The sequence below is a fragment of the Nonomuraea diastatica genome (genome assembly GCF_004349015.1).
Taxonomy (GTDB): Bacteria; Actinomycetota; Actinomycetes; order Streptosporangiales; family Streptosporangiaceae; genus Nonomuraea; species Nonomuraea diastatica.
Map to the genome: position 1 here is coordinate 1 of NZ_SMKP01000079.1, position 20,743 is coordinate 20,743.

Annotated in this window: 22 protein-coding genes; 12 read left to right on the forward strand and 10 right to left on the reverse strand. The window is 72.9% G+C overall.

From position 1 onward, the window contains the following. Nucleotides 1-580: MFS transporter (locus E1294_RS26150; protein ID WP_246083289.1), on the reverse strand; the 580-nt coding region annotated here is incomplete at its 3' end. Between the two features lie 66 nt (nucleotides 581-646). Here E1294_RS26150 and E1294_RS26155 point away from each other — a divergent pair. Together E1294_RS26155 and E1294_RS26160 are read left to right on the forward strand one after the other, a co-directional pair. Then, a complete protein-coding gene (locus tag E1294_RS26155; protein WP_246083294.1) occupies nucleotides 647-1,603 on the forward strand; it encodes a LysR family transcriptional regulator in 957 nt (318 codons plus the stop codon). 40 nt (nucleotides 1,604-1,643) lie between these two features. Continuing rightward, on the forward strand, nucleotides 1,644-2,093 hold the full coding sequence (locus E1294_RS26160; protein ID WP_220447942.1) for a hypothetical protein: 450 nt from the start codon (nucleotides 1,644-1,646) through the stop codon (nucleotides 2,091-2,093). Nucleotides 2,094-2,231: 138 nt separating this feature from the next. Here the strand turns inward: E1294_RS26160 and E1294_RS26165 are convergent, their stop codons facing one another. Continuing rightward, nucleotides 2,232-2,867, reverse strand: coding sequence for a class I SAM-dependent methyltransferase (locus E1294_RS26165; protein ID WP_165977482.1), 636 nt, complete (start codon nucleotides 2,865-2,867; stop codon nucleotides 2,232-2,234). Nucleotides 2,868-3,085: 218 nt separating this feature from the next. On the opposite strand from E1294_RS26165, the gene E1294_RS26170 reads away from it, so the two are divergent. Beyond that, nucleotides 3,086-4,603: an acyl-CoA synthetase gene (locus E1294_RS26170; protein WP_220447943.1), complete on the forward strand. Its 1,518-nt coding sequence runs from the start codon at nucleotides 3,086-3,088 to the stop codon at nucleotides 4,601-4,603. A 44-nt stretch (nucleotides 4,604-4,647) separates the two neighbouring features. On the opposite strand, the gene E1294_RS26175 is transcribed toward E1294_RS26170, so the two are convergent. From E1294_RS26175 to E1294_RS26190, 4 genes are all read right to left on the reverse strand, one after another. Continuing rightward, on the reverse strand, nucleotides 4,648-5,658 hold the full coding sequence (locus E1294_RS26175; protein ID WP_132512541.1) for a hypothetical protein: 1,011 nt from the start codon (nucleotides 5,656-5,658) through the stop codon (nucleotides 4,648-4,650). Beyond that, the gene (locus tag E1294_RS26180) at nucleotides 5,655-6,179 is read right to left on the reverse strand and encodes a SigE family RNA polymerase sigma factor (protein WP_132512543.1); all 525 of its coding nucleotides are present in this window, start codon (nucleotides 6,177-6,179) and stop codon (nucleotides 5,655-5,657) included. Before E1294_RS26180 ends, E1294_RS26175 begins: the two co-directional genes overlap by 4 nt. A gap of 78 nt (nucleotides 6,180-6,257) precedes the next feature. Beyond that, a complete protein-coding gene (locus tag E1294_RS26185) occupies nucleotides 6,258-7,223 on the reverse strand; it encodes an adenylate/guanylate cyclase domain-containing protein (protein ID WP_132512545.1) in 966 nt (321 codons plus the stop codon). Between the two features lie 57 nt (nucleotides 7,224-7,280). Further along, a complete protein-coding gene (locus E1294_RS26190; RefSeq protein ID WP_132512547.1) occupies nucleotides 7,281-8,027 on the reverse strand; it encodes a FadR/GntR family transcriptional regulator in 747 nt (248 codons plus the stop codon). Between the two features lie 85 nt (nucleotides 8,028-8,112). On the opposite strand from E1294_RS26190, the gene E1294_RS26195 reads away from it, so the two are divergent. Genes E1294_RS26195 through E1294_RS26230 form a run of 8 tightly spaced genes read left to right on the forward strand, consistent with a single transcriptional unit; the run spans nucleotide 8,113 to nucleotide 16,752 of the window. Continuing rightward, nucleotides 8,113-9,603 (forward strand): ABC transporter substrate-binding protein, encoded by a 1,491-nt coding sequence (locus E1294_RS26195; protein WP_132512549.1) that lies wholly within the window; start codon nucleotides 8,113-8,115, stop codon nucleotides 9,601-9,603. After that, on the forward strand, nucleotides 9,600-10,538 hold the full coding sequence (locus E1294_RS26200) for an ABC transporter permease (protein WP_132512551.1): 939 nt from the start codon (nucleotides 9,600-9,602) through the stop codon (nucleotides 10,536-10,538). The genes E1294_RS26195 and E1294_RS26200 overlap by 4 nt, the downstream gene beginning before the upstream one ends. Before the next feature lie 13 nt (nucleotides 10,539-10,551). Beyond that, the gene (locus tag E1294_RS26205; protein ID WP_132512553.1) at nucleotides 10,552-11,376 is read left to right on the forward strand and encodes an ABC transporter permease; all 825 of its coding nucleotides are present in this window, start codon (nucleotides 10,552-10,554) and stop codon (nucleotides 11,374-11,376) included. Continuing rightward, nucleotides 11,373-12,305 carry an ABC transporter ATP-binding protein gene (locus E1294_RS26210; protein ID WP_246083291.1) on the forward strand — a complete coding sequence of 311 codons (933 nt, stop codon included), beginning with the start codon at nucleotides 11,373-11,375 and terminating at the stop codon, nucleotides 12,303-12,305. Before E1294_RS26205 ends, E1294_RS26210 begins: the two co-directional genes overlap by 4 nt. Next, complete coding sequence (locus tag E1294_RS26215; RefSeq protein ID WP_132512555.1) at nucleotides 12,274-13,074, forward strand: ATP-binding cassette domain-containing protein; 801 nt, start codon at nucleotides 12,274-12,276, stop codon at nucleotides 13,072-13,074. Before E1294_RS26210 ends, E1294_RS26215 begins: the two co-directional genes overlap by 32 nt. Then, nucleotides 13,071-14,249 (forward strand): M20 family metallopeptidase, encoded by a 1,179-nt coding sequence (locus E1294_RS26220; protein ID WP_246083292.1) that lies wholly within the window; start codon nucleotides 13,071-13,073, stop codon nucleotides 14,247-14,249. The genes E1294_RS26215 and E1294_RS26220 overlap by 4 nt, the downstream gene beginning before the upstream one ends. Beyond that, nucleotides 14,249-15,313 (forward strand): P1 family peptidase, encoded by a 1,065-nt coding sequence (locus E1294_RS26225; RefSeq protein WP_132512557.1) that lies wholly within the window; start codon nucleotides 14,249-14,251, stop codon nucleotides 15,311-15,313. The genes E1294_RS26220 and E1294_RS26225 overlap by 1 nt, the downstream gene beginning before the upstream one ends. Further along, on the forward strand, nucleotides 15,310-16,752 hold the full coding sequence (locus E1294_RS26230) for an aldehyde dehydrogenase family protein (protein WP_132512559.1): 1,443 nt from the start codon (nucleotides 15,310-15,312) through the stop codon (nucleotides 16,750-16,752). The genes E1294_RS26225 and E1294_RS26230 overlap by 4 nt, the downstream gene beginning before the upstream one ends. Before the next feature lie 622 nt (nucleotides 16,753-17,374). On the opposite strand, the gene E1294_RS26235 is transcribed toward E1294_RS26230, so the two are convergent. Together E1294_RS26235 and E1294_RS26240 are read right to left on the reverse strand one after the other, a co-directional pair. Next, nucleotides 17,375-18,136, reverse strand: coding sequence for an SDR family NAD(P)-dependent oxidoreductase (locus E1294_RS26235; protein ID WP_132512561.1), 762 nt, complete (start codon nucleotides 18,134-18,136; stop codon nucleotides 17,375-17,377). Between the two features lie 174 nt (nucleotides 18,137-18,310). After that, nucleotides 18,311-18,850 carry a GNAT family N-acetyltransferase gene (locus tag E1294_RS26240; protein WP_132512563.1) on the reverse strand — a complete coding sequence of 180 codons (540 nt, stop codon included), beginning with the start codon at nucleotides 18,848-18,850 and terminating at the stop codon, nucleotides 18,311-18,313. Between the two features lie 198 nt (nucleotides 18,851-19,048). Here E1294_RS26240 and E1294_RS26245 point away from each other — a divergent pair, with 198 nt between their 5' ends. Beyond that, the gene (locus E1294_RS26245; RefSeq protein ID WP_132512565.1) at nucleotides 19,049-19,576 is read left to right on the forward strand and encodes a hypothetical protein; all 528 of its coding nucleotides are present in this window, start codon (nucleotides 19,049-19,051) and stop codon (nucleotides 19,574-19,576) included. On the opposite strand, the gene E1294_RS26250 is transcribed toward E1294_RS26245, so the two are convergent. Both E1294_RS26250 and E1294_RS26255 read right to left on the reverse strand, forming a co-directional pair. After that, on the reverse strand, nucleotides 19,577-19,759 hold the full coding sequence (locus E1294_RS26250) for a DUF1918 domain-containing protein (RefSeq protein ID WP_132512567.1): 183 nt from the start codon (nucleotides 19,757-19,759) through the stop codon (nucleotides 19,577-19,579). A gap of 90 nt (nucleotides 19,760-19,849) precedes the next feature. Further along, entirely contained in the window at nucleotides 19,850-20,716 is an 867-nt protein-coding gene (locus E1294_RS26255; RefSeq protein WP_132512569.1) for an NAD(P)-dependent oxidoreductase, read from the reverse strand. Nucleotides 20,717-20,743 lie beyond the last annotated feature (27 nt).

Genomic DNA, 20,743 nt, shown 5'->3' on the forward strand with positions numbered 1-20,743 from the left:
GGTCGCGGGGGAGGGCCAGGGCCGTGAACAGCGCGCACAGCAGGGCGACGCTCGCCACGGCGAACAGCGCGCCGTGCCAGCCCAGCGGGCCGACGGCGAAGCCCGCGCCCAGCCGGCCGAGCATCCCGCCCATCGTGTTGCCCGCGATCATCGCGCCCACCGCGCCCGGCAACCGCGCCGTGCCGAGCTGGTCGGCCAGGTACGCCGCCGCCACCCCGGCGAACCCCGCGATCGCCACCCCCTGGACCGCCCGCATCGCCAGCAGCACGGAGAACGACGGAGCCAGCGGCAGCAGCAGCCCGACCACCGCCGACACCAGCACCGACCAGAGCATCACCCGCCGCCGCCCCGCCACCCCGGCGAGCCAGGCCAGCGGCAGCACCGTCACGGCGAGCGCGGTCGTGGCCACGCCGATCGCCAGCGACGCGCTCCCGGGATCCAGCCGGAACGCCCCGGCGAGCTGCGGCAGCACCGGCTGGGGCGCGTACAGCAGGGCGAACGACGACACTCCGGCCGCCGCCACGGCCGCGCTGACCCGCCGTGTGCCCGCGGGCGGTGCCTGAGTCTGAGTGACCACCACCCGCGCCACGCTAAGCACGGCTCATAGATACGTCTAATGCAGAAATGGGAGATGATTCATACTGTGATGGATGAGTCCGACGAGCGGCTGGCCGCCCGCCTCGCTTCCGACCTCGCGCTGATCGCGGCGGTCGGCGAGACCGGGCACGTGACACGCGCGGCCGAGCTGCTCGGCATCCCCCAGCCGACCGCCAGCCGCCGCCTCGCCGCGCTCGCTGACCTGGTCGGCGCGCCGCTCGTGCTCCCCGCCGGCCGCGGCATCCGACTGACCAGGGCCGGGCGCGTGCTCGCCGCCGCCTCCGCCCGTGCGCTCGGCTCGGTGACCGCCGCCGTACGCGAGGTGCGCGAGGAGATCGACCCGGCCACGGGCCGCGTCGTGCTCGGCTTCCTGCACCTGCTCGGCCGTACGCTCGTCCCGTCCCTCATCCGCGCCTTCCGCGAGCGCCATCCCGGGATCCGGTTCAGCCTGGTGCAGGGCTCGCGGCGGAACATGTTGCGGGCCGCGCGCGAGGGCGAGATCGACCTGGTGTTCCTCGCGCCCATGCCGCTGGACGACCCGGGCCTGGTCAGCAGGCCGCTCGCCGACCAGGAGCTGGTGTTGTCCGTGCCGCGCTCCCACCGGTTCGCGGCCAGAAAGCGGGTGCGGGCCGCCGAGCTGGCGGGGGAGGAGCTGGTGACACTCGAACCCGGGTACGGCCTGCGCCAGATCACCGACGACCTGTGCGCCAGGGCGGGATTCGAACCGCGGATCGTGTTCGAGGGGCAGGAGTCGGAGACCGTGCGCGGGCTCGTGGCGGCGGGGCTGGGGGTGGCGATCCTGCCCCGCTCCGGGCCGCCCGGCTCGGTCGCCGGGGTCATGGAGGTCCCGCTGTCGCCGCCGGTGTTCAGGACGATCGGCGTGAGCTGGCCGGCGGGCGAGCGGCTGCCCCCTGCGGCGCGGGCGTTCAGGGATCACGTGTGCGCCGGTATGACGGACCTGGGGCCGGGCTTCCGTGGTGAGCCGCCGCCCAGGGGCCCTCCGTGACCGGTGAGGTATGAGAAACCCCATGGGGCAGACTGGGCAGATGGCTGAGGACGGCGATGCGGGCGTGCCGGGTTCGCCGGCGAGGGTGCTCGCGGACGTGGCGGGGGACGGCGATGCGGGCGTGCCGGGCTCGCTGGCGAGGGTGCTCGCCGACGTGGCGGCGGAGCGGGCGGCGCAGGACGTGCGGTGGGGTATGCAGGTCCTGCCCGACGGCACCGGTGGCGAGCGGGCGGCGGCCGAGTCCGACGCGGCTCGGCACGCGACGGACACGGCCGCCCGCGCCGGGGCGCTGACGTGGCGGCACATCCTGGCGGAGGAGGTGATGGAGGCGTTCGCGGAGACCGAGCCGGACCGGTTGCGTACCGAACTCGTCCAGGTGGCCGCCGTGGCCGTCAAATGGGCCCAGGCCCTCGACCGCCGCCCGCCCGGACGCCCACGCAGCACGGCTTCCGGCCCCTCCCAGGCACGAGACCAGAGGAGTGCGGGGTAGGCCGGGCAGGCTGCCCGCGCTCCAGCCCGTCTGGGTGCGGTGGGCTGGGCAGCACGGCGCCCCAGGCCGGCGTTCCGCCTTCGACGACGACGGCGTGTTGATCCCGTCGCGCCGACCTGCTGGGGGAGGGGCCATGAGTCACGCGGGCGGCGGGCCGGCCCTCGTGGTGTAGATCGTGACGGCGTACGGGCGGGGAGGCGCCAGATAGACCTCCTCGGCCAGCCGCGACAGCGCCGCGTCGGCGTCGAGGCAGCGGTGCAGCCGCCCGGCCTCTGGCCACGGGTGCACGGCCACGAGCACCCCGTCGCCGGGCACGAGCAGCCGGCCCAGGCGGGCGCTGACCCGGCGCAGGCGCTCGTGGCGGCCCAGATAGTAGAGGGTCTCCGAGCAGAACACGAGGTCGAAGCGCTGCTCGGGCACATGGGTGAGGATGTCGGCCTGGACGAAGCGCACCCGGCCGGTGTCGGGGACCCGGCGGCGGGCCCGCGCCAGCGCCCGCGCGGAGACGTCGACCCCGACGATCTCGGCCTCGGGATAGGCGGCCGCCAGCGCGCGGGTGAAAGCGCCCTCGCTGCACCCGACCTCGATGATGCGCCGGTACGGCTTCGGCGGCACGTGTTTCAGCGTGGCCTCGTACTTCTGCCGCTCGTAGCTGTCGGACGACAACTTCCAAGGGTCGGGGACCCGGTGCCGCCAGTCGAAGAAACGGCCGAGGGCCAGGCCCTGGGCCTGCGGCGGGAGCAGCGACAGGGCGCGGAACAACGTACGGTGCATGATCTCTGGAATGGGCGGCATGGCGATGGCGCAGCCTCTCTCGGATGAGACGCGTGAGCATCTCCGTGAGCTGAGATGACGTCGTCACCGAAGCGAGTTCCCTGATGACCACCGTCTATGCCCGCCACCCGATGGTGACGGCATCGCGCGCGGGCGCAGGAGACGGCGAACCGTTAGGATCGCCCGAACATGGTTCAGCGCGACTGAAGGATGTCCCCATGATCCGCCGGCATACCATCGGTGACCTGCTGCGGCGCTCGGCCGCCCGCCACCCCTCCAAGACCGCCATCGTCTACGGCGACGTGCGGCAGAACTACGCCGACCTCGATCTGATGGTCAACCGCACGGCGAACGCGCTGGCGGCGCGGGGCGTCGGCAAGGGCGACAGGTTCGCGGTGCTGAGCCATAACAACCACGCGTTCGTGGTCGCGTATTTCGCGCTGGCCCGGCTGGGCGCGATCTCCGTGCCGATCAACTTCATGCTGGGGAGCGACGAGGTCGCGTACATCCTGGAGCATTCGGGTGCGACCGGGATGCTGGTGGAGGAGGGGCTGCTGCCGGTGGCCGCCGCGGCGGCGGGCCCGCGGGTCGCCGTGCGCGGGGTGATCGGCGCGGCGGGGGACGGCTGGGAGCCGTTCGCCGCCTGGACGGCCTGCGACGACGCGTCGGAGCCGCAGGTGGACATCGCTGACGACGACCCGATCCAGCTCATGTACACCAGCGGCACCGAGTCGCGCCCCAAGGGCGCCACGCTGTCGAGCCGCAGCCTGATCTCCCAGTACGTCACGTGCGTGGCCGACGGCGAGATGAGCCCCGACGACGTCGAGGTGCACGCGCTGCCCCTCTACCACTGCGCGCAACTGCACTGTTTCCTCACGCCCGGCATCTACCTGGGCGCCACCAACATCATCCTGCCCGGCGCCGCCCCCGCGGTGATCCTGGCCACGATCGAGGGCGAGCGCGCGACGAAGCTGTTCTGCCCGCCCACCGTCTGGATCGGCCTCCTCCGCCACCCCGACTTCGGCCGCCGCGACCTGTCGTCGCTGCGCAAGGGCTACTACGGCGCCTCGATCATGCCCGTGGAGGTGCTGAAGGAGATCGCCACCCGCCTGCCCGAGGTGCGCCTGTTCAACTTCTACGGGCAGACGGAGATGGCCCCCGTCGCCACGATCCTCGGGCCCGACGAGCAGCTCACCCGGCTGGGCTCGGCGGGCAGGCCCGCCCTGAACGTCGAAACCAGGATCGTCGACGACGAGGACAGGCCGGTGCCGCCCGGCGTGGTGGGCGAGATCGTGCACCGCAGCCCGCACGCCATGCTCGGCTACTGGAACGACCCCGGCAAGACGGAGGAGGCGTTCCGCGGCGGCTGGTTCCACAGCGGAGACCTGGGTGTCATGGACGCCGACGGCTACCTGTCCGTGGTCGACAGGAAGAAGGACATGATCAAGTCGGGCGGCGAGAACGTGTCGAGCCGCGAGGTGGAGGAGGCCATCTACCAGCACCCGGAGGTCGCGGAGGCGGCCGTGTTCGGGGTGCGGGACGAGCGGTGGATCGAGGCGGTGACGGCCGCCGTGGTGCTGCGCGAGGGCGCCGGGGTGACGGCCGAGGAGCTGATCGTTTTTCTGCGGGAGCGGCTGGCCGCCTTCAAGACGCCGAAGCGGGTGGTGTTCGTGGAGTCCCTGCCCAAGAACGCCTCGGGCAAGGTGCTCAAGCGGGAGCTGCGCGACAGGTTCTGACCGGCCGCCGGCGGCGGCCGGTCAGTGGGCGTGCCGGGAGCGTGTCACTTCACGTACGCCGCCACCGACCAGCGGACCGGCCGGTTGGTTGCCGCACCCCACAGGGCCGCCTTTCCGGTGATCGTCACCCGCTCGCCCTTGGGCACGGCGTGCTCGCTCATCGCCAGCGGGAAGGGGCCGTTCTTCCAGATGCCGCAGCTTGCGGTCGAGCCGGTGTCCTTGCCGTCGATCCGGTAGGTGAACCGCATGCGCGGGGCCAGCTCGCCCGTGCAGAGCTGTTCGAGGCCGAGCTTCCCGCCAGGGCTCTCGACCACCAGCTCGAAGGAGCGGTCCTCGTCCCCCAGGCCGGCCGCCTTGGCGGCCAGCTCCATACCGCCCAGCCTGGCGGGGAAGGCTTTGAGCGCGTCCGGCTCGACCGGCTCGGCGGGCGGTGTCCACTCGTAGACGGCCAGGTCCCAGGCGACCCAGCGCGGCTTGATCGGCTCGCACGGCCCGCCCTTCCTTTCGCTCACGCAGCTGTACGCGGAGACCTTCGTGTCGAACGTGACGGTGACCTCCGTGGCGCCCTCCGGCACGACCAGCGGGCTGAGCTGCATGTCTTTCCCGCATCTCAGGGAGGTGGCCCGGGCGGACGGCTTGCCGTTCACGGAGATGCTCGGCGGCCGGCTCCCGAACGTGCCCGCGCACACCCCGGCCACGTCCAGCGGCTTGCCGGAGACCGGGACCGTGACCGACGTCTTCTGCCCGCCCTTCGCCGCCAGCTCGGCCGTGACCAGCCGCCGGTACTCGGTGCCGTCGTCGGCGGTGAACCGCTCCGGCAGCTCGGTCGCGGGCTCGGCCGCCGCGGTGATCTCCCGGGCGGGCGGCTCGGCCGCGCCGGGGATCAGGGAGACGCCGGCCACCACGGCCGCCGCCACCGCCGCGCCGGCCACCCCGCCCCGGCGGAGGCGGGTCCTGCGGATGCGGGAGCGGATCTGGTCGTGCCGGTGCGGGTTCGGGGGCGCCGGGGCCTCTGCCCGCTCCCGCAGGACGTCACGCAGGTCGTGCGCGCTCATCGGTGCAGCTCCTTCACGATCGATTCGTCCACTCGCAGCTTGGCCAGCGCCTTGGCGCACTGGCTCTTGACCGTGCCCTCCTGGCAGCCCAGGAGCCCGGCCACCTCGGCAACCGGCAGGTCCTCGTAGAACCGCAGCACGACCACCGCGCGCTGCCGGGCGGGCAGGCGGCCGACCGCCTGCCACAGCTCCTCCCGCTCGCCGCCGGGAGGGTCATGCGCCACGGCGTGGGGCAGGTCGTCGCTGGGCAGCTCCCTGCGCCACTTGCGCCGCCACCAGGACGTGTACGTGGTCACCAGGACCCTGCGCACGTACGCCTCGGGCTCGTCGATGCCCGGCCAGGCGAACCAGGCCTTGGCCAGTGACTCCTGCAGCAGGTCCTCGGCGACCCCCCAGTCGTGGGTCAGCAGGTACGCGGTGCGCAGCAGTCGATCGGACCTGGTCGCCACAAAGTCATGAAATATCGCCCTATCCGCCAACGTGAGATGCCTCCTCGAAGCTTGCTGACGGTAGTGACGCATCGAGCGTGACGTCAGGTTGCCCCGCGCGCGAAGAACGCCGCACGGCGTCGCCGGGCACCGGCACCCGGGAAACCGGAGTCAGGTGGTCTCGGCGCGCGTGACCGTGAACGGCACGAGCTCGCCCAGCCCCCGCACCGACAGCCGGTCGACCGCCCGCAGCCGGAACGCCCGGTCACCCTCGAGCTCCTCCGCCAGCTGCGGATCGGCCAGGATCGTGCCGGGCAGCGACAGCGCGGTGAGCCTGCTGGCCAGGTTGACCGTGGTGCCGAACACGTCGCCCATGCGCCACATCACCGGCCCCGCCGCCAGCCCCACCCGCAGCTCCGGCATGTCCTTGCCGCGCGCGTGCGTCTCCACCAGCCGCACCGCGATGTCCGCCGCCACGTGCGCCTGGTCGGCCACGAACAACACCGAGTCGCCCAGCGTCTTGACCACCCGCCCGCCGGACGAGGTCACGATGTCGGCCGAGCGCCCCTCGAACCTGTCGACCAGCCGGGCCAGCTGGCCGAGGGTGATCTGCCGGCTCAGCCGGGTGAACGCGACCAGGTCGGCGAACCCGACGGACAGCCGCACGGCGCTCATGTCCTGGCCCGCGATGCGCCCCGCGGCGGCGGCGAGCTGGCGTTGCCAGGCGTAGACCAGCAGCCGCGCCAGGTCGGGCACCACGAGCTCGGCCCGCCTGCGCCACGCCGGCGAACGCTCCTCCAGCGGCACGCCCGCCTGGTCGAGCGACTCCACGCCCACCTCGGCCTGCGACTCGGCCAGCCTGGTCGTGGCCCGGCCGATGGAGCGGGCGATCAGCAGCATGTGCTCCTCGTCGTAGGCGCCGGAGCCGACCATGCGCAACATCGTCTTGAGCGCCTCGACGTCGGAGTCGGTGAACTCGACCGCGTCGTCGGCCACGTTGGGGAACCCGAGGGCGCGCCAGAGCCGCCGCGCGCGGTAGACCGGCACCCCCGCCATGTCGGCGACCTGGTGGCTGGTGTAGCGGCGCGGCTCACGCAGGAACGCCTCGCGCAACGCGTCCTCTTCATCGAGCGGCACGTGGGCAAGATAACATTCGGGGCCCCTGGGCAGGTGGCCAGTGCAGGGTCAGCGCGATCACTCCAGCAGGGCCCGCAGGGCCGGACGTTCGGCGTCCCTCACATAGTCGGCGTAATAGTCGTACATCGCCTTGCGGGTCAGCCGGGCGGCCAGCGGCCCGTCTCCCGCGCGCACCGCGGCCAGCACCTCCTCGTGGTGCTTGATCGTCTGCCGCATCAGCGCCTGCCGGTCGGGGGCGGCGGCGAGCTTCTCCGAGATCAGCCCGAGCACGATCGAGCGGACGACGTCCGTGCAGATCTGGATCAGCTTGTTGCCGCTGGCCCGTGCCACCACGTCGTGGAAGGAGACGTCCTCGGCCACGAACGCGTCGTGGTCCGTCGCGGCGCGCATGCGCGCGACGGCCGCCCCCATCTCGGCGAGGTGCCCGTCGGTGCGCAACCGGGCGGCCAGCAGGCTGGCCGACGAGTCGAGCACCATCCTGAACTGCACCAGCTCGGCCAGCGACAGCTCCGCCACCCTGGCCAGCGTGGTCATCGACTTGTGCAGGGCGGCGGGCGTGAACGGCAGCACCTCCGCCCCGTGGGGATCGCCCGGACGTGACCGGACGAGGCCGCGGGCCTGCAGCACCCGCAGCGCCTCGCGCACGGTGGACCGGCTGACCGAGAACTGCACCATCAGGTCGCGTTCGCTCGGCAGCCGCTCGCCGGGGCTGAGCGCGCCGCTCTCGATGGCCTCCTCGACCTGCTCCACGACCCGCTCATAGGCGTGTACGGCACGCACCGGCTCGAACCGCGGACCACCCATGCAATCCCCCTTGACCCGAGCCGCCGACGACTGGCAATGTGCAGCCTACTGGTCCGACCAGTGCACTAGCCAGGAGGCTGAAGACATGAGGCGCATCGGCATCTGGATCGCCGTCGGCGGTCTTCTGCTGGCCACGGCCGCCTGCGGCGGCGACAGCGGTGGATCCGCGTCCGGCACCCCCAAGGCCCAGTCGCTGGCCGTCGGGTTCGTGGCCGAGCCGGCGAACCTCGACTTCACCTCCACCGAGGGCGCCGCGATCCCGCAGGCGCTGCTCGTCAACGTCTACGAGGGCCTGGTCAAGCTCGACCAGGCCGGCGAGATCGTGCCACTGCTGGCCGAGAAGTGGGAGGTCTCCGGCGACCGGAAGACCTACACGTTCACGCTCCGCGACAACGTGACGTTCTCCAGCGGCGCGCCGTTCACCGCCGACGACGTGGTGTTCTCGCTCGACCGGGTGAAGTCCGACTGGAAGCTCAAGATCAAGTCGCAGCTCGACGTCGTCGACAAGGTGGAGAAGAAGGACGACTCCACCGCCGTGGTCACGCTCAAGCAGCCGAGCAACGGCTTCCTCTACGCGATGGCCACCAGGCTGGGCGCGATGTTCAGCCGCACGGGAGTGTCCGACCTGGCCAACAAGCCCGTCGGCACCGGGCCGTACACGCTCGGCTCGTGGCGGCGCGGCGACTCCATCCAGCTCGACGCCAACCCCTCCTACTGGGGCACGAAGCCGCCGCTGTCGTCGATCACGCTGAAATACTTCAAGGACGCGACGGCGATGAACAACGCGCTGCTCACCGGCGGCATCGACGTCATCTCCAGCGTGCAGGCGCCCGAGTCGCTGCAGCAGTTCGCCGACCCCAACCGCTTCGAGGTCATCGAGGGCACCACCAACGGCGAGGTCGTGTTGTCGATGAACAACGACCGCCCGCCGTTCAACGACAAGAAGGCCAGGCAGGCCGTCCGGCACGCCATCGACCACAAGGCGCTGCTCGACACTGCCTGGGCCGGGCGCGGCGGGCTGATCGGCTCGATGGTTCCGCCCACGGACCCGTGGTACGAAGACCGCACCGGCGACTACCCGTACGACCCGGCCAGGGCCAAGCAGCTGCTCGGCGGCAAGACGTACGACGTCAAGATGCGCATCCCCAACCTGCCGTACGCGGTGGCGAGCGCCCAGGTCGTCAAGTCGCAGCTCGCCCAGGTGGGCATCACGGCCGAGATCGAGCCGCTGGAGTTCCCCGCACGCTGGCTGGACCAGGTGTTCACGAAGGGCGACTACGACCTGTCGATCATCAACCACGTCGAACCCCGAGACATGGGGATTTTCGCCGATAAGTCCTACTACTTCGGTTATGACAATCCCGAGTTCGGCAAGCTCCTCGCCTCCGCCGACCAGGGCACCGAGCAGGAGCAGACCGACGACCTCAAGCAGGCCGCCAAGCTCCTGTCCGACGACGCCGCCGCCGACTGGCTCTTCCTCTTCCCCAACCTGATCGTGGCGAAGAAGGGCGTCACCGGCCTGCCGGAGAACGCCATCTCGGAGTCCTTCGACTTCACCGCACTCGCCAAGCAGTGACCCTTTACCTGCTCAAACGGCTGGCGGTGCTGATGGCGAGCACCGCCGTGGCCGCTGTGGTGGTGTTCGCCTTCATGGCGCTGCTGCCCGGCGACCCGGCCGAGATCGCGCTGGGGGTCAACGCCACCCCCGAGGCGGTGGCCGCGCTGCGCGAGCAGTTCGGCACCGACCGGGCCCCCGTCGTGCAGTTCCTCGACTGGTTCGGCGGCCTGGTGCAGGGCGACTTCGGCACCTCCTACGTGACCAGCTCGCCCATCGGCCCGCAGATCGGCGACCGGCTCGGCGTGACGGCCGTGCTCGTGCTCGGCGGCATGGCCGTGGCGCTGGCCGTCGCGGTGCCGCTGGGCACGTTCGCCGCCGTGCACCACCGCGACCCGCTCGGCGCGGCGATCAGCGCGGCCAGCCAGGTCGGCATCGCGATCCCGGCGTTCCTGGCCGGCATCCTGTTCGTGTTCGTGTTCGCGGTCCAGGCCCAGGTGCTGCCGTCCGGCGGCTACGTGCCCTTCGCGGAGGACCCGGGAGAATGGCTGCGCGGCCTCCTGCTGCCGTGGGCGTCGCTGGGGCTCGTCCAGGGCGCGGTGCTCACCCGCTACGTGCGCAGCGCCGTGCTCGACGTGATGCGGGAGGACTACCTGCGCACCGCCCGCGCCAAGGGCCGCGGCAGCACCGGCGCGCTGTGGCGCCACGGGCTGCGCAACGCCTCCGTTCCCGTGGTCACCGTGCTCGGCCTGCAACTGGCCACGCTGCTGATCGGCGCGGTCGTGGTCGAGCGGGTCTTCGTCATCCCCGGGCTCGGCGACCTGCTGCTGAACGGCGTCGCCGGGCGCGACCTGCTGCTCGTCCAGGGCGTGGTGATGGTGCTGGTGGCGGCTGTCCTGCTGATCAACTTCGCGGTGGACGTCGCCTACCACCTGCTCGACCCGAGGCTGCGGTGAACCGGAGGGTGCGATGAGGGGCAGGACGAACGCCGGGCTGGTCGTCGGCGGCGCGCTCGTCGGGCTCGTGGTGCTGACGGCCGTGGCGTCGTTCTTCTGGACGCCGCACGACCCCACCCTCGTGGACGCCGCGCAGAAGCTGCGCGAGCCAGGCGGCGGCTACCCGCTCGGCGCCGACAAGTTCGGCCGCGACACCTTCAGCCAGCTCATGGTCGGCGCGCGCACCACCCTCTACGTCGGCATCGTGGCCGTCGGCATCGCCGCCGCGCTCGGCGTCCCGCTCGGCATGATCGCCGGGATGACGCCGCACGGCTGGCTCTCCGAGCTGATCATGCGGGTCAACGACCTGGTGTTCGCGTTCCCCGCGCTGCTGCTCGCCGTCATGTTCGGCGCGGTCTACGGGGCCGGCACGCTCACCGCGATGATCGCGATCGGGGTGGCCACCGTGCCCGCGTTCGCCCGGGTGGCCCGCGCCGCCACCCTGCAGGTCATGGTGACCGACTACGTCCTGGCCGCCAGGGCCGCGGGTCGCCGGCGGCCCGCCATCGCCGTGCGGCACGTGCTGCCGAACATCGGCTCGATGCTGATCGTGCAGGCGTCGGTGTCGTTCGCGATCGCGATCCTGGCGGAGGCGGCGCTGTCGTTCCTCGGCTTCGGGACGCGCCCGCCCACGCCGTCGTGGGGGCGGATGTTGCAGGAGTCGCAGGAACTGCTGTTCTCCACCCCGCGCCTGGCGCTCTGGCCCGGCCTGGCGATCGCGCTGGCGGTGCTCGGCTTCAACCTCCTCGGCGACGGCCTGCGCGACTACCTGGACCCGAAACTCAGGAGGATCCGGTGAGCGACCCGGTGAGCACGCTGAGGGTCGAAGGGCTGACCGTCAGGGCCGAAGCGCTGGAGCTCGTACGCGAGGTGTCCTTCACGATCGCGCCCAGCGAGCGGGTCGGCCTCATCGGCGAGTCGGGATCGGGCAAGTCGCTGACCGCGCTGTCGCTCATGGGCCTGCTCCCGGAGGACGTCACCGCCTCGGGCACGGCCCGGCTGGGCGATCGCGACCTGGTCGGCGTGCCGGAGAGCCGCGTCAAGGACCTGCGCGGGCGCGCCGTGTCCATGGTCTTCCAGGAGCCCATGACCGCGCTCAACCCGCTCATGCGCGTCGGCGCCCAGGTGGCCGAGGTCATGACGCTGCACGGCACGCCGCGCCATGAGGCCCGCGAACGCGCCGTCGCGATGCTGGAACGCGTACGCCTTCCCGAGCCAGGGCAGGTCGCCCGCGCGTACCCCCACCAGCTCTCCGGCGGCCAGCGGCAGCGCGTCATGCTCGCCATCGCCCTGGCCAACGGACCCGGCCTGCTCATCTGCGACGAGCCCACGACCGCGCTCGACGTCACCGTGCAGAAGCAGATGCTCGAGCTGATCGCCGAGGTCGCGCCCGCGCTGCTGTTCATCACCCACGACCTCGCCGTCGTCGCCTCCGTCTGCGAGCGGGTCCTCGTCATGTACGGCGGCCGCGTCGTCGAGAGCGGCCCCATCCGGGAGGTCTTCACCCGCCCCCGCCACCGCTACACCGAGGGGCTGCTGGCCGCCTCCAAGCTCACCCCGCGCGGCACCCGGCTGCCCATCATCCGGGGCAGCGTCCCGTCGGCGGGCCAGTTCCCCGACGGCTGCGTGTTCAGGAACCGCTGCCCGCACGCCACCCCCGCGTGCGAGACGGCGCCGGCGCTGACAGGAGACGGACATGCCTTCGCATGCTGGCACCCCGCTGATTGAGGCGACCGGCCTCAACCGGGTCTACCACCGGCCCCGCACCTCGCTGACCAGGCCGGGCGCCGCCGTCCACGCGCTGCGCGACGTGTCGCTGACCATCCGGCGCGGGGAGCGGTTCGGCATCGTCGGCGAGTCCGGGTCGGGCAAGTCCACGCTCCTCCGCCTGCTGTGCGCGCTCGACCGGCCCACCAGCGGCTCCATCCGCTTCGACGGGCAGGAGGTCGCCGGCCGGCCGGAGAGACGGCTGCGGTTCCTGCGCGAGAACCTCCAGATCGTCTTCCAGGACCCGATGAGCTCGCTCGACCCCCGCATGCGCGTACGCGACCTCGTCGCGGAGCCGCTCGTCGCCCTCGGCCTGCCGGCCGGCGACCGCGTGAGCGAACTGCTGGCCGCGGTCGGGCTGCCGCCCGAGGCCGCCGACCGCTACCCGCACCAGTTCTCCGGGGGGCAGCGGCAGCGCATCGCCATCGCCCGCGCGCTCGCGCCCCGGCCGAAGGTGCTGGTCGCCGACGAGCCGGTGAGCGCCCTGGACGTGTCCGTACGCGGGCAGATCCTCAACCTGCTGGCCGACCTCGCAGACGAGCTGGGTCTCACGCTGGTCTTCGTCTCGCACGACCTGTCCGTGGTGCGGCACGTGTGCGAGACGGTCGCGGTCATGAACGCGGGCGAGATCGTGGAGACCGGGCCCGTGGACGACGTCTGGGAGGCGCCCGCCCACCCGTACACGCGGACGCTGCTGCGGGCCGTACCGACATTGGAGGGTTTGTGGTGATCGAGGTCGACGCCGACGGCGTGGTGGAGTTCACGCAGGCGCTGGTGCGGATCCCCAGCACCAACGACCCGGCGCGCGGCCGCGACGAGCGGCCCGCCGCCGAGCTCGTCGCGGCGAAGATGCGCGAGTGGGGCTGGGAACCGGTTGTGTACGAGGCCGCGCCAGGACGGCCCAACGTCGTGGCGGTCGTCGAGGGCGGCGGCGGCGACGGGCCGACCCTGATGTTCGAGGGCCACACCGACGTGGTGACCGAGGGGGACCTGTCCACCTGGACCGTCGACCCGTTCGGTGGCGAGATCCGCGACGGGCGGCTGTGGGGCCGGGGCAGCGCTGACATGAAGTCCGGCCTGGCCGCCACCCTCTACGCCACCCGCGCCCTGCAACTCGCTGGACCGTTCCCCGGCCGGATCAAGGTGTGCGCGCTGGCCGACGAGGAAGGCCTCATGATCGGCGCGCACCACTTCGTCTCCGAAGACCTGGCGGCCGACGTGGACGGCGCGATCGTCGCCGAGCCCGAGGCGGGCGAGATCTGCGCCGTCGCCAAGGGCGCGCTGCGGCTCCGCGTCGACCTCACCGGCAAGATGGCCCACGGCGCGATGCCGCAGCACGGCCGCAACCCCATCCAGGCCGTGGGCGAGCTCCTCGCCGGCCTGCGGTCCCTGCAGGACGAGCTCCAGGCGCTGCATCCGGCGCACGAGCACCTCGGCGAGGTGTACGTGACGCCGACCGTGTTGCGGGCCGGGTCCGAGGAACAGGTCAACGTCATCCCCGCGGTCGCCTCCGTCTTCGTCGACGTGCGGACCATCCCCGGCGTCGAGCACAAGGTCATCGCCGACCGGGTGGCGGCCCTCGCCTCCCGCGACGGGATCACCGCCGAGGTGTCGACGCTGGTGGACCGGCCGCCGGTGGACGTGCCCGTCTCCGACCCGGTCGTGGCCGCGCTGGCCGCCGCGCACCGCACCGTGACGGGGCGGGAACCGGTGTACGGCGGGGTGCCCGGTTCGACCGACGGGACCGTGCTGACCCACTGGGGCGGCATCCCCTCCGTCGTGTACGGACCGGGCGGCAAGTGGATCGCGCACCAGGCGGACGAGTTCGTCGAGGTGGCCGAGATCGTCCAGTGCGCCAAGGTGTTCGCCGAGGCCGCCCGCCGGTTCCTGACCGGGGACCACTGATGCCCGCGGGCCCGGTCAACGCGCTGGTGGACGTGCCCGGCCTGCGCGTCGGCCACGCGCAGCGGGTCGGCGGCGGTCACCGCACCGGCACCACCGTGGTTGTGGCGCCCGCAGGGGGCGCGGTGGCCGGGGTAGACGTGCGCGGGGCCGCGCCCGGCACCAGGGAGACGGAGCTGCTCGACCCGCGCAACCTGGTGGAGCGTGTGCACGCCGTGGTGCTGTCGGGCGGGAGCGCGTTCGGGCTCGGGGCGGCGTGCGGGGTGGTGGACCGGCTCGCCGACGCGGGCGTCGGCTACCCCGTGAAGGGCGGTGCCGTACCGATCGTCCCGGCGGCCGTCATCTTCGACCTCGGACGGGGCGGCACGTTCCGCGCCGTCCCTGACGCCGCGCTGGGCGCAGCCGCCTACGACGCCGCCCTCTCCCCGGCGGCGTACGACGTCCCGCAGGCGGGAACCCGGGACGGTGGGGTGTCGTGCACGACGGCGCCGGCGACGGCGAACGGGTCGGTCGGGGCCGGGACCAGCGCGGTGGCGGGCGGGCTGGCCGGAGGCGTGGGGACGGCCAGCGCCGTGCTTCCCGACGGCACGACGGTGGCCGCCCTGGCCGTCGTGAACGCCGCGGGCTCCGTTCTCGACCCCGCCGACGCCACCCTCGCCGGCGCGAGGTACGGCCTCCCCGGAGAGTTCGCCCTTGAGCCGCCCGCGCCGGAGGAGGCCGCGGCCTGGCGTCCGGAGAAGGCCCCGTCGTTCAACACCACCATCGGCGTGGTGGCCACCGACCTCACCCTCACCAAGGCCCAGTGCGGCAAGCTGGCCGCGGTCGCCCACGACGGCCTGGCCAGGGCGATCAGGCCGGCGCACACCATGACCGACGGCGACACCATCTTCGCCCTGGCCACCTGCGCCTGCCCCGCCCCTGACCACGACGTGCTCCAGGACGCCCTGGCGGCGGCGGCCGACGTGTTCAGCCGCGCGGTGGCGCACGCCGTCCTGGCCGCGACCGGCCGCGAGGGCGCGCCCGCGTACCTCGACGTGTTTCCCAGCGCCCTACGGAAAGAGCCATGAGCATCGAGCAAGCCTGGCCCACCGGACTGCCCATCGGCGACGGATGGACGGCGACCGCGGCCACCACCGACGTGATCTTCCCCTACGACGGCACCCGGGTCGCCGCGGCCCCGCTGGGCACGCCGGAGCACGCCCGGCAGGCCGTCGACGCGGCGCTGGCCGCCGCCCCCGCCATGGCAGGGCTGCCCTCGCACGCCCGGCGTGCCGCCCTCATGCACGCCCACGACGCGCTGGAGGCGGCCCGCGAGCAGTTCGAGCGGCTCCTCGTCCTGGAGACCGGCAAACCGCTGGCCGACTGCGAGGTCGAGGTCGCCAGGACGCTGGTCACCCTGGCCACGGCCGCCGAGGAGGTCGCCAGGCTGCACGGGGAGACCGTGCCGCTCGACCTGCTGCCGTCGGGGGAGGGCCTGATCGGGTTCTGGACGCGCCGGCCGATCGGCGTCGTCGTCGGCATCACCGGCTTCAACTACCCGCTCCTCCTCGCCGCGCACAAGATCGCCCCGGCCGTGGCCGCCGGCTGTCCCGTGATCGTCAAGCCGGCGCCCGCGACCCCGCTGGCCACGCTCTGGCTGGTCCACCTGCTGCGCTCGGCCGGCGCACTGCCCCCGGCCGCCGTGCAGCTCGTCACCGGGGACGTCGAGGTCGGCAGGACGCTGGTGGAGGACCGGCGGATCGGCGCGGTCTCGTTCACCGGCTCGGCCGCGGCGGGTCACGCCATCGCGCGCGGCGCCGCCCCCACCAAGGTGCTGCTGGAGCTCGGCTCGAACGCGGCGCTCGTGGTGGCGGCCGACGCGGACCTGGAGGCCGCCGCCGACGCTGTCGTGCGCGGCGGCTACTACGCCTCCGGCCAGGCGTGCATCTCGGTGCAGCGGGTGCTGGTCGAGGAGCCCGTACGCGACCGGTTCCTGGCCCTGCTGGCCGAGCGGGTCAAGAGTGTCACCGTCGGCGATCCGCGCCTGCCGGGCACCCGCGTCGCCCCCCTCATCGACGGGGCCGCCACCGACCGCGTGCTCGCGTGGATCTCCGCCTCGGGAGCGGAGCCGGTCATCGGCGGGCACCGCGAGCAGCCCGGCGGCCGCGCCCTGGCGCCCACCGTGCTCGCCGGCGTCCCCGACGGGGCCGCCGCCTGGGACGAGGAGATCTTCGGCCCGGTGGTGTGCGTGCGCTCGGTGCCCGACCTCGACGCCGCCTTCGCCGCGGTCAACGCCTCACGGTACGGACTGCACGCGGCGGTCTACACCCGGTCGCTGGCCACGGCGTTCGCGGCCATCGAGCGCATCGAGGCCGGGGGAGTGGTGGTCAACGACGTGCCCGGCTTCCGGGCGGACAACATGCCGTACGGCGGCGTGAAGGACTCGGGCGCCGGCCGCGAGGGCCCGCGGTTCGCCATCGAGGAGCTGACCGTCACCAGGATGGCCATCATCCGGCCACAGGCGTGACCCGCCGGCCCCGCTTCCGGTAGGCGGCGCCGCACAGGAGCGCGAGCAGCACCGTGGTCGGTAGCCCCGTGAACGGCCGGCCGTGGCGGGCTCTCCAGGCGAGCCGGTCCACGTGAGGCCGAGCGAGGCGGCGAACGGCCGCCGCTCGTAGAACCGCGTCCAGGCCCAGAGCAGCAGGAAGATGAGCGCATGCCCGATCACGGGCTTCACGACCGCGAAGACGGCGATGAGCGGCGGCGACGGCTGCGTTCCTGCCAGCGCCGCGCCCGGCGTCTGGTACAGGAGCACGCCCGCGAGAAGGCCCGCCGCGTAGATCAGTTGCGCCAGCAGCACGGTGAGCAGGGGATGGGTGTCACGTCCGGCGCCCGTGGCGGCGCCGGTGGGGGCGACGGCAGGAGAAGTCATGTCGCCGAAGGTAGGGAAACGCCGCGCGAGGCGAATCCAGCCGGCGGCCTATCCGGGTACGACCGTGGCCTATGCCGCAGGTCATGTTCCCCTGCCGGCCGCGGTGAACGGCCCGGCCCTGGTGTTAGCGTGAAGCCGTGGCTGGAGGTGATCGCTGGACCCACGGCACGGACACGCACATCGCCAGATCCTCCTGACCGCCGCCGCGCCGGCAGGGTCAGTTCGGGGGGTCGAAGCGGCCGTCCACGGCGGTCCAGCCGCCGTCGACGTACAGGATCGAGCCGGTGACGAAGCTGGCCGCGTCACCCGCCAGGTAGACCACGGCGCCGGCCATCTCCTCCGCCGCCGCCCACCGGCCGAGCGCGCTCTTGGCGGCGTACGCGTCGTACCAGCCCGGGTCGTTCTTGATCTGCTCCGTCAGCGGCGTCTCCACCACGCCGGGCGCGATCGCGTTCACCCGCACCCCGTGCGGCCCGAACTCGGCCGCGGCGGTCCGCAGCAGCTGCACCAGCCCGGCCTTGGTGGCGGAGTAGACGCTCTGCCCCGGCTCAGTGACGGACGCCCGGATCGAGGCGAACCCGATGATCGAGCCGCACCCCCGCTCCACCATGCCCGCCCCGAACGCCCGCACCACGTCGAACGAGCCGCGCAGGTTCAGCCCCACCACCCGGTCGAACTCCTCGCCGGTGTAGTCGAGCAGTCGCTTGCGCACGTTGGTCGCGGCGGTGAACACCAGGACGTCGGCGGGCTCCTCGTCGGCGAGCCGGCGCACGGCGGCGGAGTCCAGCACGTCGACCAGCCGCGCACGGCCCGCGCACCGCCCGGCGGTCTCCTCGGCCGCGGCCAGGTCACGGTCGGCGCACACCACGGACGCGCCGTGCGCGGCCAGCGCCAGCGCCGCCTCCCGGCCGATCCCGCTTCCGGCCCCGATCACCACGGCCCGCCGCCCGTCCAGGCGAAACAGCGCGTCATATCTCATACGAGGCACCCTAACGACTGGTCAGACCAGTGCACCAGGTTTTCGGCGCGCGGTGCCCTCCGGCGAGGGACCGTACGGTGGGAAAGACCTGTCGAAAGGCAGACGCGGGGTGCGGACCCGGGTCCGCGCGGTCATCTACGCCTATGAGCGCGGGCTCGCGCCCTGAGGGGCCGTTCAGCGGTACGGCCGCCACTCGGAGCGCAGCAGTTCGTACTCCACCTCGCCCTGGTCGGAGCCCGGGAGGGGGTCGGGCCAGTCCTCGAAGAAGGTGCGCACGAACCGCAGCCCGCACCTCTCCATAACGCGCCGGGAGCCGAGGTTGACGGCCATCGTCTGGGCGAACACCCGGCGGGCGCCCAGCTTCTCGAACGCCTCGCGGATCAGCGCCCGCGAGCCCTCGGTCGCGTACCTTTTGCCCCAGGCCCACGTGTGCAGCCGGTAGCCCAGTTCGGGTTCGTCGGCGGGCTTGCCCTCCGGCGCGCGCAGGTGGAACCAGCCGATGAACTCCCCCGAGGTCTTCTCGACGGCGGCGAAGAAGTCCGTCGCGATGAATTTCGGCAGCGTCTCGCCGACGATCACCTCGCGCGGCGTCGGCTTTCCGCCGTTGAGGTAGCGCATGACGTCGGGGTCGTTGTGCAGGGCGAAGAGCAGCCCGGCGTCGGACTCGGTGAAGCGGCGCAGGATCAGCCGCTCGGTCTCCAGGTGAACGTGCACGGGGAAACTGTAGCCAGCCGGATCGTGCCGGCTCGACAGGTTTTGCGCGGTCATCTGCGGGGTCTGCCCGGCTCCGGCGACCTGGCCGCCCTCGACCGGCTCGGCGCATGACGGTCGCCGCGCGTTCCCGGGCTTCCCGCATGCGCGGCGTCGCCAGGCGGCTTGCGCATGTTTCGTAAGGGGGCTTACGATCTGCGGGTGATCGACACGGCACGGCCCGCGTACGACGAACTCGTGGCACGCCTCGGCGCGCCGCTCGGCGTGGAGGACGCCCGCGCCCGCTGGGGTTCGCTCGTGCAGGAGGCCAGGAGCGGCGCCATCACGCTGATCACCCGGGAGCGCTCGGAATGGGCCGCGCTGGTGCCGCTGTCGGAGGTGCCCGGGCTGCTGAGCGGTCTGCCGCTGGTGCCCGTGTCGACGGCCCGCGGCAAGCTCGGCGACCTCGTACGCCAGGTCGCCCACCCGTACACGTACGAGCCCGTGCTGCTGTCCCGGCACCGCAGGCCGGTCGCCGCCCTGATCGCGGCCGCACGGTTGATCGAGGGCCCCGCTCCACGTCATCTGCCCACTGCCGACGTGATGCTGCTCGGCGGCGGCACCATCGTCCTCGCCCTCGACGCGCACGGGCGGACCACCGCCAGCGTGCGCGACCAGGAGGGCACCGAGGTCGCGTTCGGCTCGGGCGACAGCATCGGCCGGGCACTCGACGCGCTGGAGGACGACTGATCAGGCCGGGCTGATCACCGCGTCGGGTCCGGGGAAGATGAGATGCTCGCTCCCGTCCTCGAACCTGACGACGTAGGGCGGAGTGCCGTCAGGGCCGCGGATCTCGATGATCTCGCCCCTCCTGTCTCCCTGGCCCACGACATGGCCGTGGACGATCAGCGTGTCGCCGACGTTCGCCTGCATGGTGACTTCCCCTCGGCCGGCTCTGGAGGCTCACTCCCACACTGCACCAGGTGGACGTCTTCGCAAAGACGACTGGCCGTGTGGGCGGGGTCAGCGTGCGAGCTCTTCCACGACGCCGGTGAAGCCCTCGTCGCCGCGGCCGTCGGCGATGCGCCGGTTGACGAGGGCCAGGAGGTGTTCGAGCTGGGCGGTGCCGAGCTTGGCGGCGGCGCGTAGCCGGACGAGGTGCTCCAGCACCGGGGCGTGCTCGGTCAGGGAGGCCGGGCCCCGCGGGTAGGAGCGGTCGCGGACCTCGCGGGCCGTTTCCTGGGCCGCCGCCACGACGTAGCCCATCTGCTTGGCCGCGAACGGCGCGAACGTCTCCGGCTCGACGCCCCCGGTCCCGCCGGCCAGCGCGAGGGCGTTCAGGTAGGCGAGCGTGGTGTCGTACCAGAGGCCGAGCAGCGCGAGGTCGTACAGCCCGGCCTGGCCGGGGTCCTCGCCGACGTGGTGGGTCGTCCCGAGCGGCTCCAGCGCCGGACGGCAGGCCGCGAACGCCCGCGCCGGGCCGCTGTAGACCAGCGTGGCGGCCGGGGTGCCGATGTCCGCGGGGCCCGCCTGGATGACGGCGTCGAGGTGGACGGCGCCGTGCTCGCGCGCCCATGCGGCGCTCTCGCGGGCCTCGTCGGGGGTGCCGGTGGTGTAGTCGGCCAGCGTACGGCCGGCCGCGGCCGCACCCCCGGCGGCGAGCACCTCCATGACCGCGTCGTGGCCGGTCAGGCAGAGGACGACGAGGTCGCTCGCGGCCATGGCGTCCGCGACCGTGCCCGCGTGCCGCGCTCCGCTCGTCACGAGAGGGCCGGCCTTCGCGGGGGAGCGGTTCCAGACCGTGGTCGGGTGCCCGTGCTCCAGGAACGTGCGGGCCAGGGCGCCGCCCATGGCGCCGAGGCCGAGCACCGTCACGGAGAGATCGTTCATAGGGGAGCCTCCTCATAACATTACGGG

Excerpts from the sequence above, each read along its gene's own strand:
- E1294_RS26230 (WP_132512559.1), top strand. The coding sequence starts at position 15,310 with ATGAGCATCGAGCAAGCCTGGCCCACCGGACTGCCCATCGGCGACGGA.
- E1294_RS26165 (WP_165977482.1), bottom strand. The coding sequence starts at position 2,867 with ATGCACCGTACGTTGTTCCGCGCCCTGTCGCTGCTCCCGCCGCAGGCC.
- E1294_RS26215 (WP_132512555.1), top strand. The coding sequence starts at position 12,274 with ATGCCTTCGCATGCTGGCACCCCGCTGATTGAGGCGACCGGCCTCAAC.
- E1294_RS26175 (WP_132512541.1), bottom strand. The coding sequence starts at position 5,658 with ATGAGCGCGCACGACCTGCGTGACGTCCTGCGGGAGCGGGCAGAGGCC.
- E1294_RS26235 (WP_132512561.1), bottom strand. The coding sequence starts at position 18,136 with ATGAGATATGACGCGCTGTTTCGCCTGGACGGGCGGCGGGCCGTGGTG.
- E1294_RS26155 (WP_246083294.1), top strand. The coding sequence starts at position 647 with ATGGATGAGTCCGACGAGCGGCTGGCCGCCCGCCTCGCTTCCGACCTC.
- E1294_RS26225 (WP_132512557.1), top strand. The coding sequence starts at position 14,249 with ATGCCCGCGGGCCCGGTCAACGCGCTGGTGGACGTGCCCGGCCTGCGC.
- E1294_RS26205 (WP_132512553.1), top strand. The coding sequence starts at position 10,552 with ATGAGGGGCAGGACGAACGCCGGGCTGGTCGTCGGCGGCGCGCTCGTC.
- E1294_RS26160 (WP_220447942.1), top strand. The coding sequence starts at position 1,644 with ATGGCTGAGGACGGCGATGCGGGCGTGCCGGGTTCGCCGGCGAGGGTG.
- E1294_RS26180 (WP_132512543.1), bottom strand. The coding sequence starts at position 6,179 with ATGCGTCACTACCGTCAGCAAGCTTCGAGGAGGCATCTCACGTTGGCG.
- E1294_RS26255 (WP_132512569.1), bottom strand. The coding sequence starts at position 20,716 with ATGAACGATCTCTCCGTGACGGTGCTCGGCCTCGGCGCCATGGGCGGC.
- E1294_RS26190 (WP_132512547.1), bottom strand. The coding sequence starts at position 8,027 with ATGGGTGGTCCGCGGTTCGAGCCGGTGCGTGCCGTACACGCCTATGAG.
- E1294_RS26195 (WP_132512549.1), top strand. The coding sequence starts at position 8,113 with ATGAGGCGCATCGGCATCTGGATCGCCGTCGGCGGTCTTCTGCTGGCC.
- E1294_RS26170 (WP_220447943.1), top strand. The coding sequence starts at position 3,086 with ATGATCCGCCGGCATACCATCGGTGACCTGCTGCGGCGCTCGGCCGCC.
- E1294_RS26250 (WP_132512567.1), bottom strand. The coding sequence starts at position 19,759 with ATGCAGGCGAACGTCGGCGACACGCTGATCGTCCACGGCCATGTCGTG.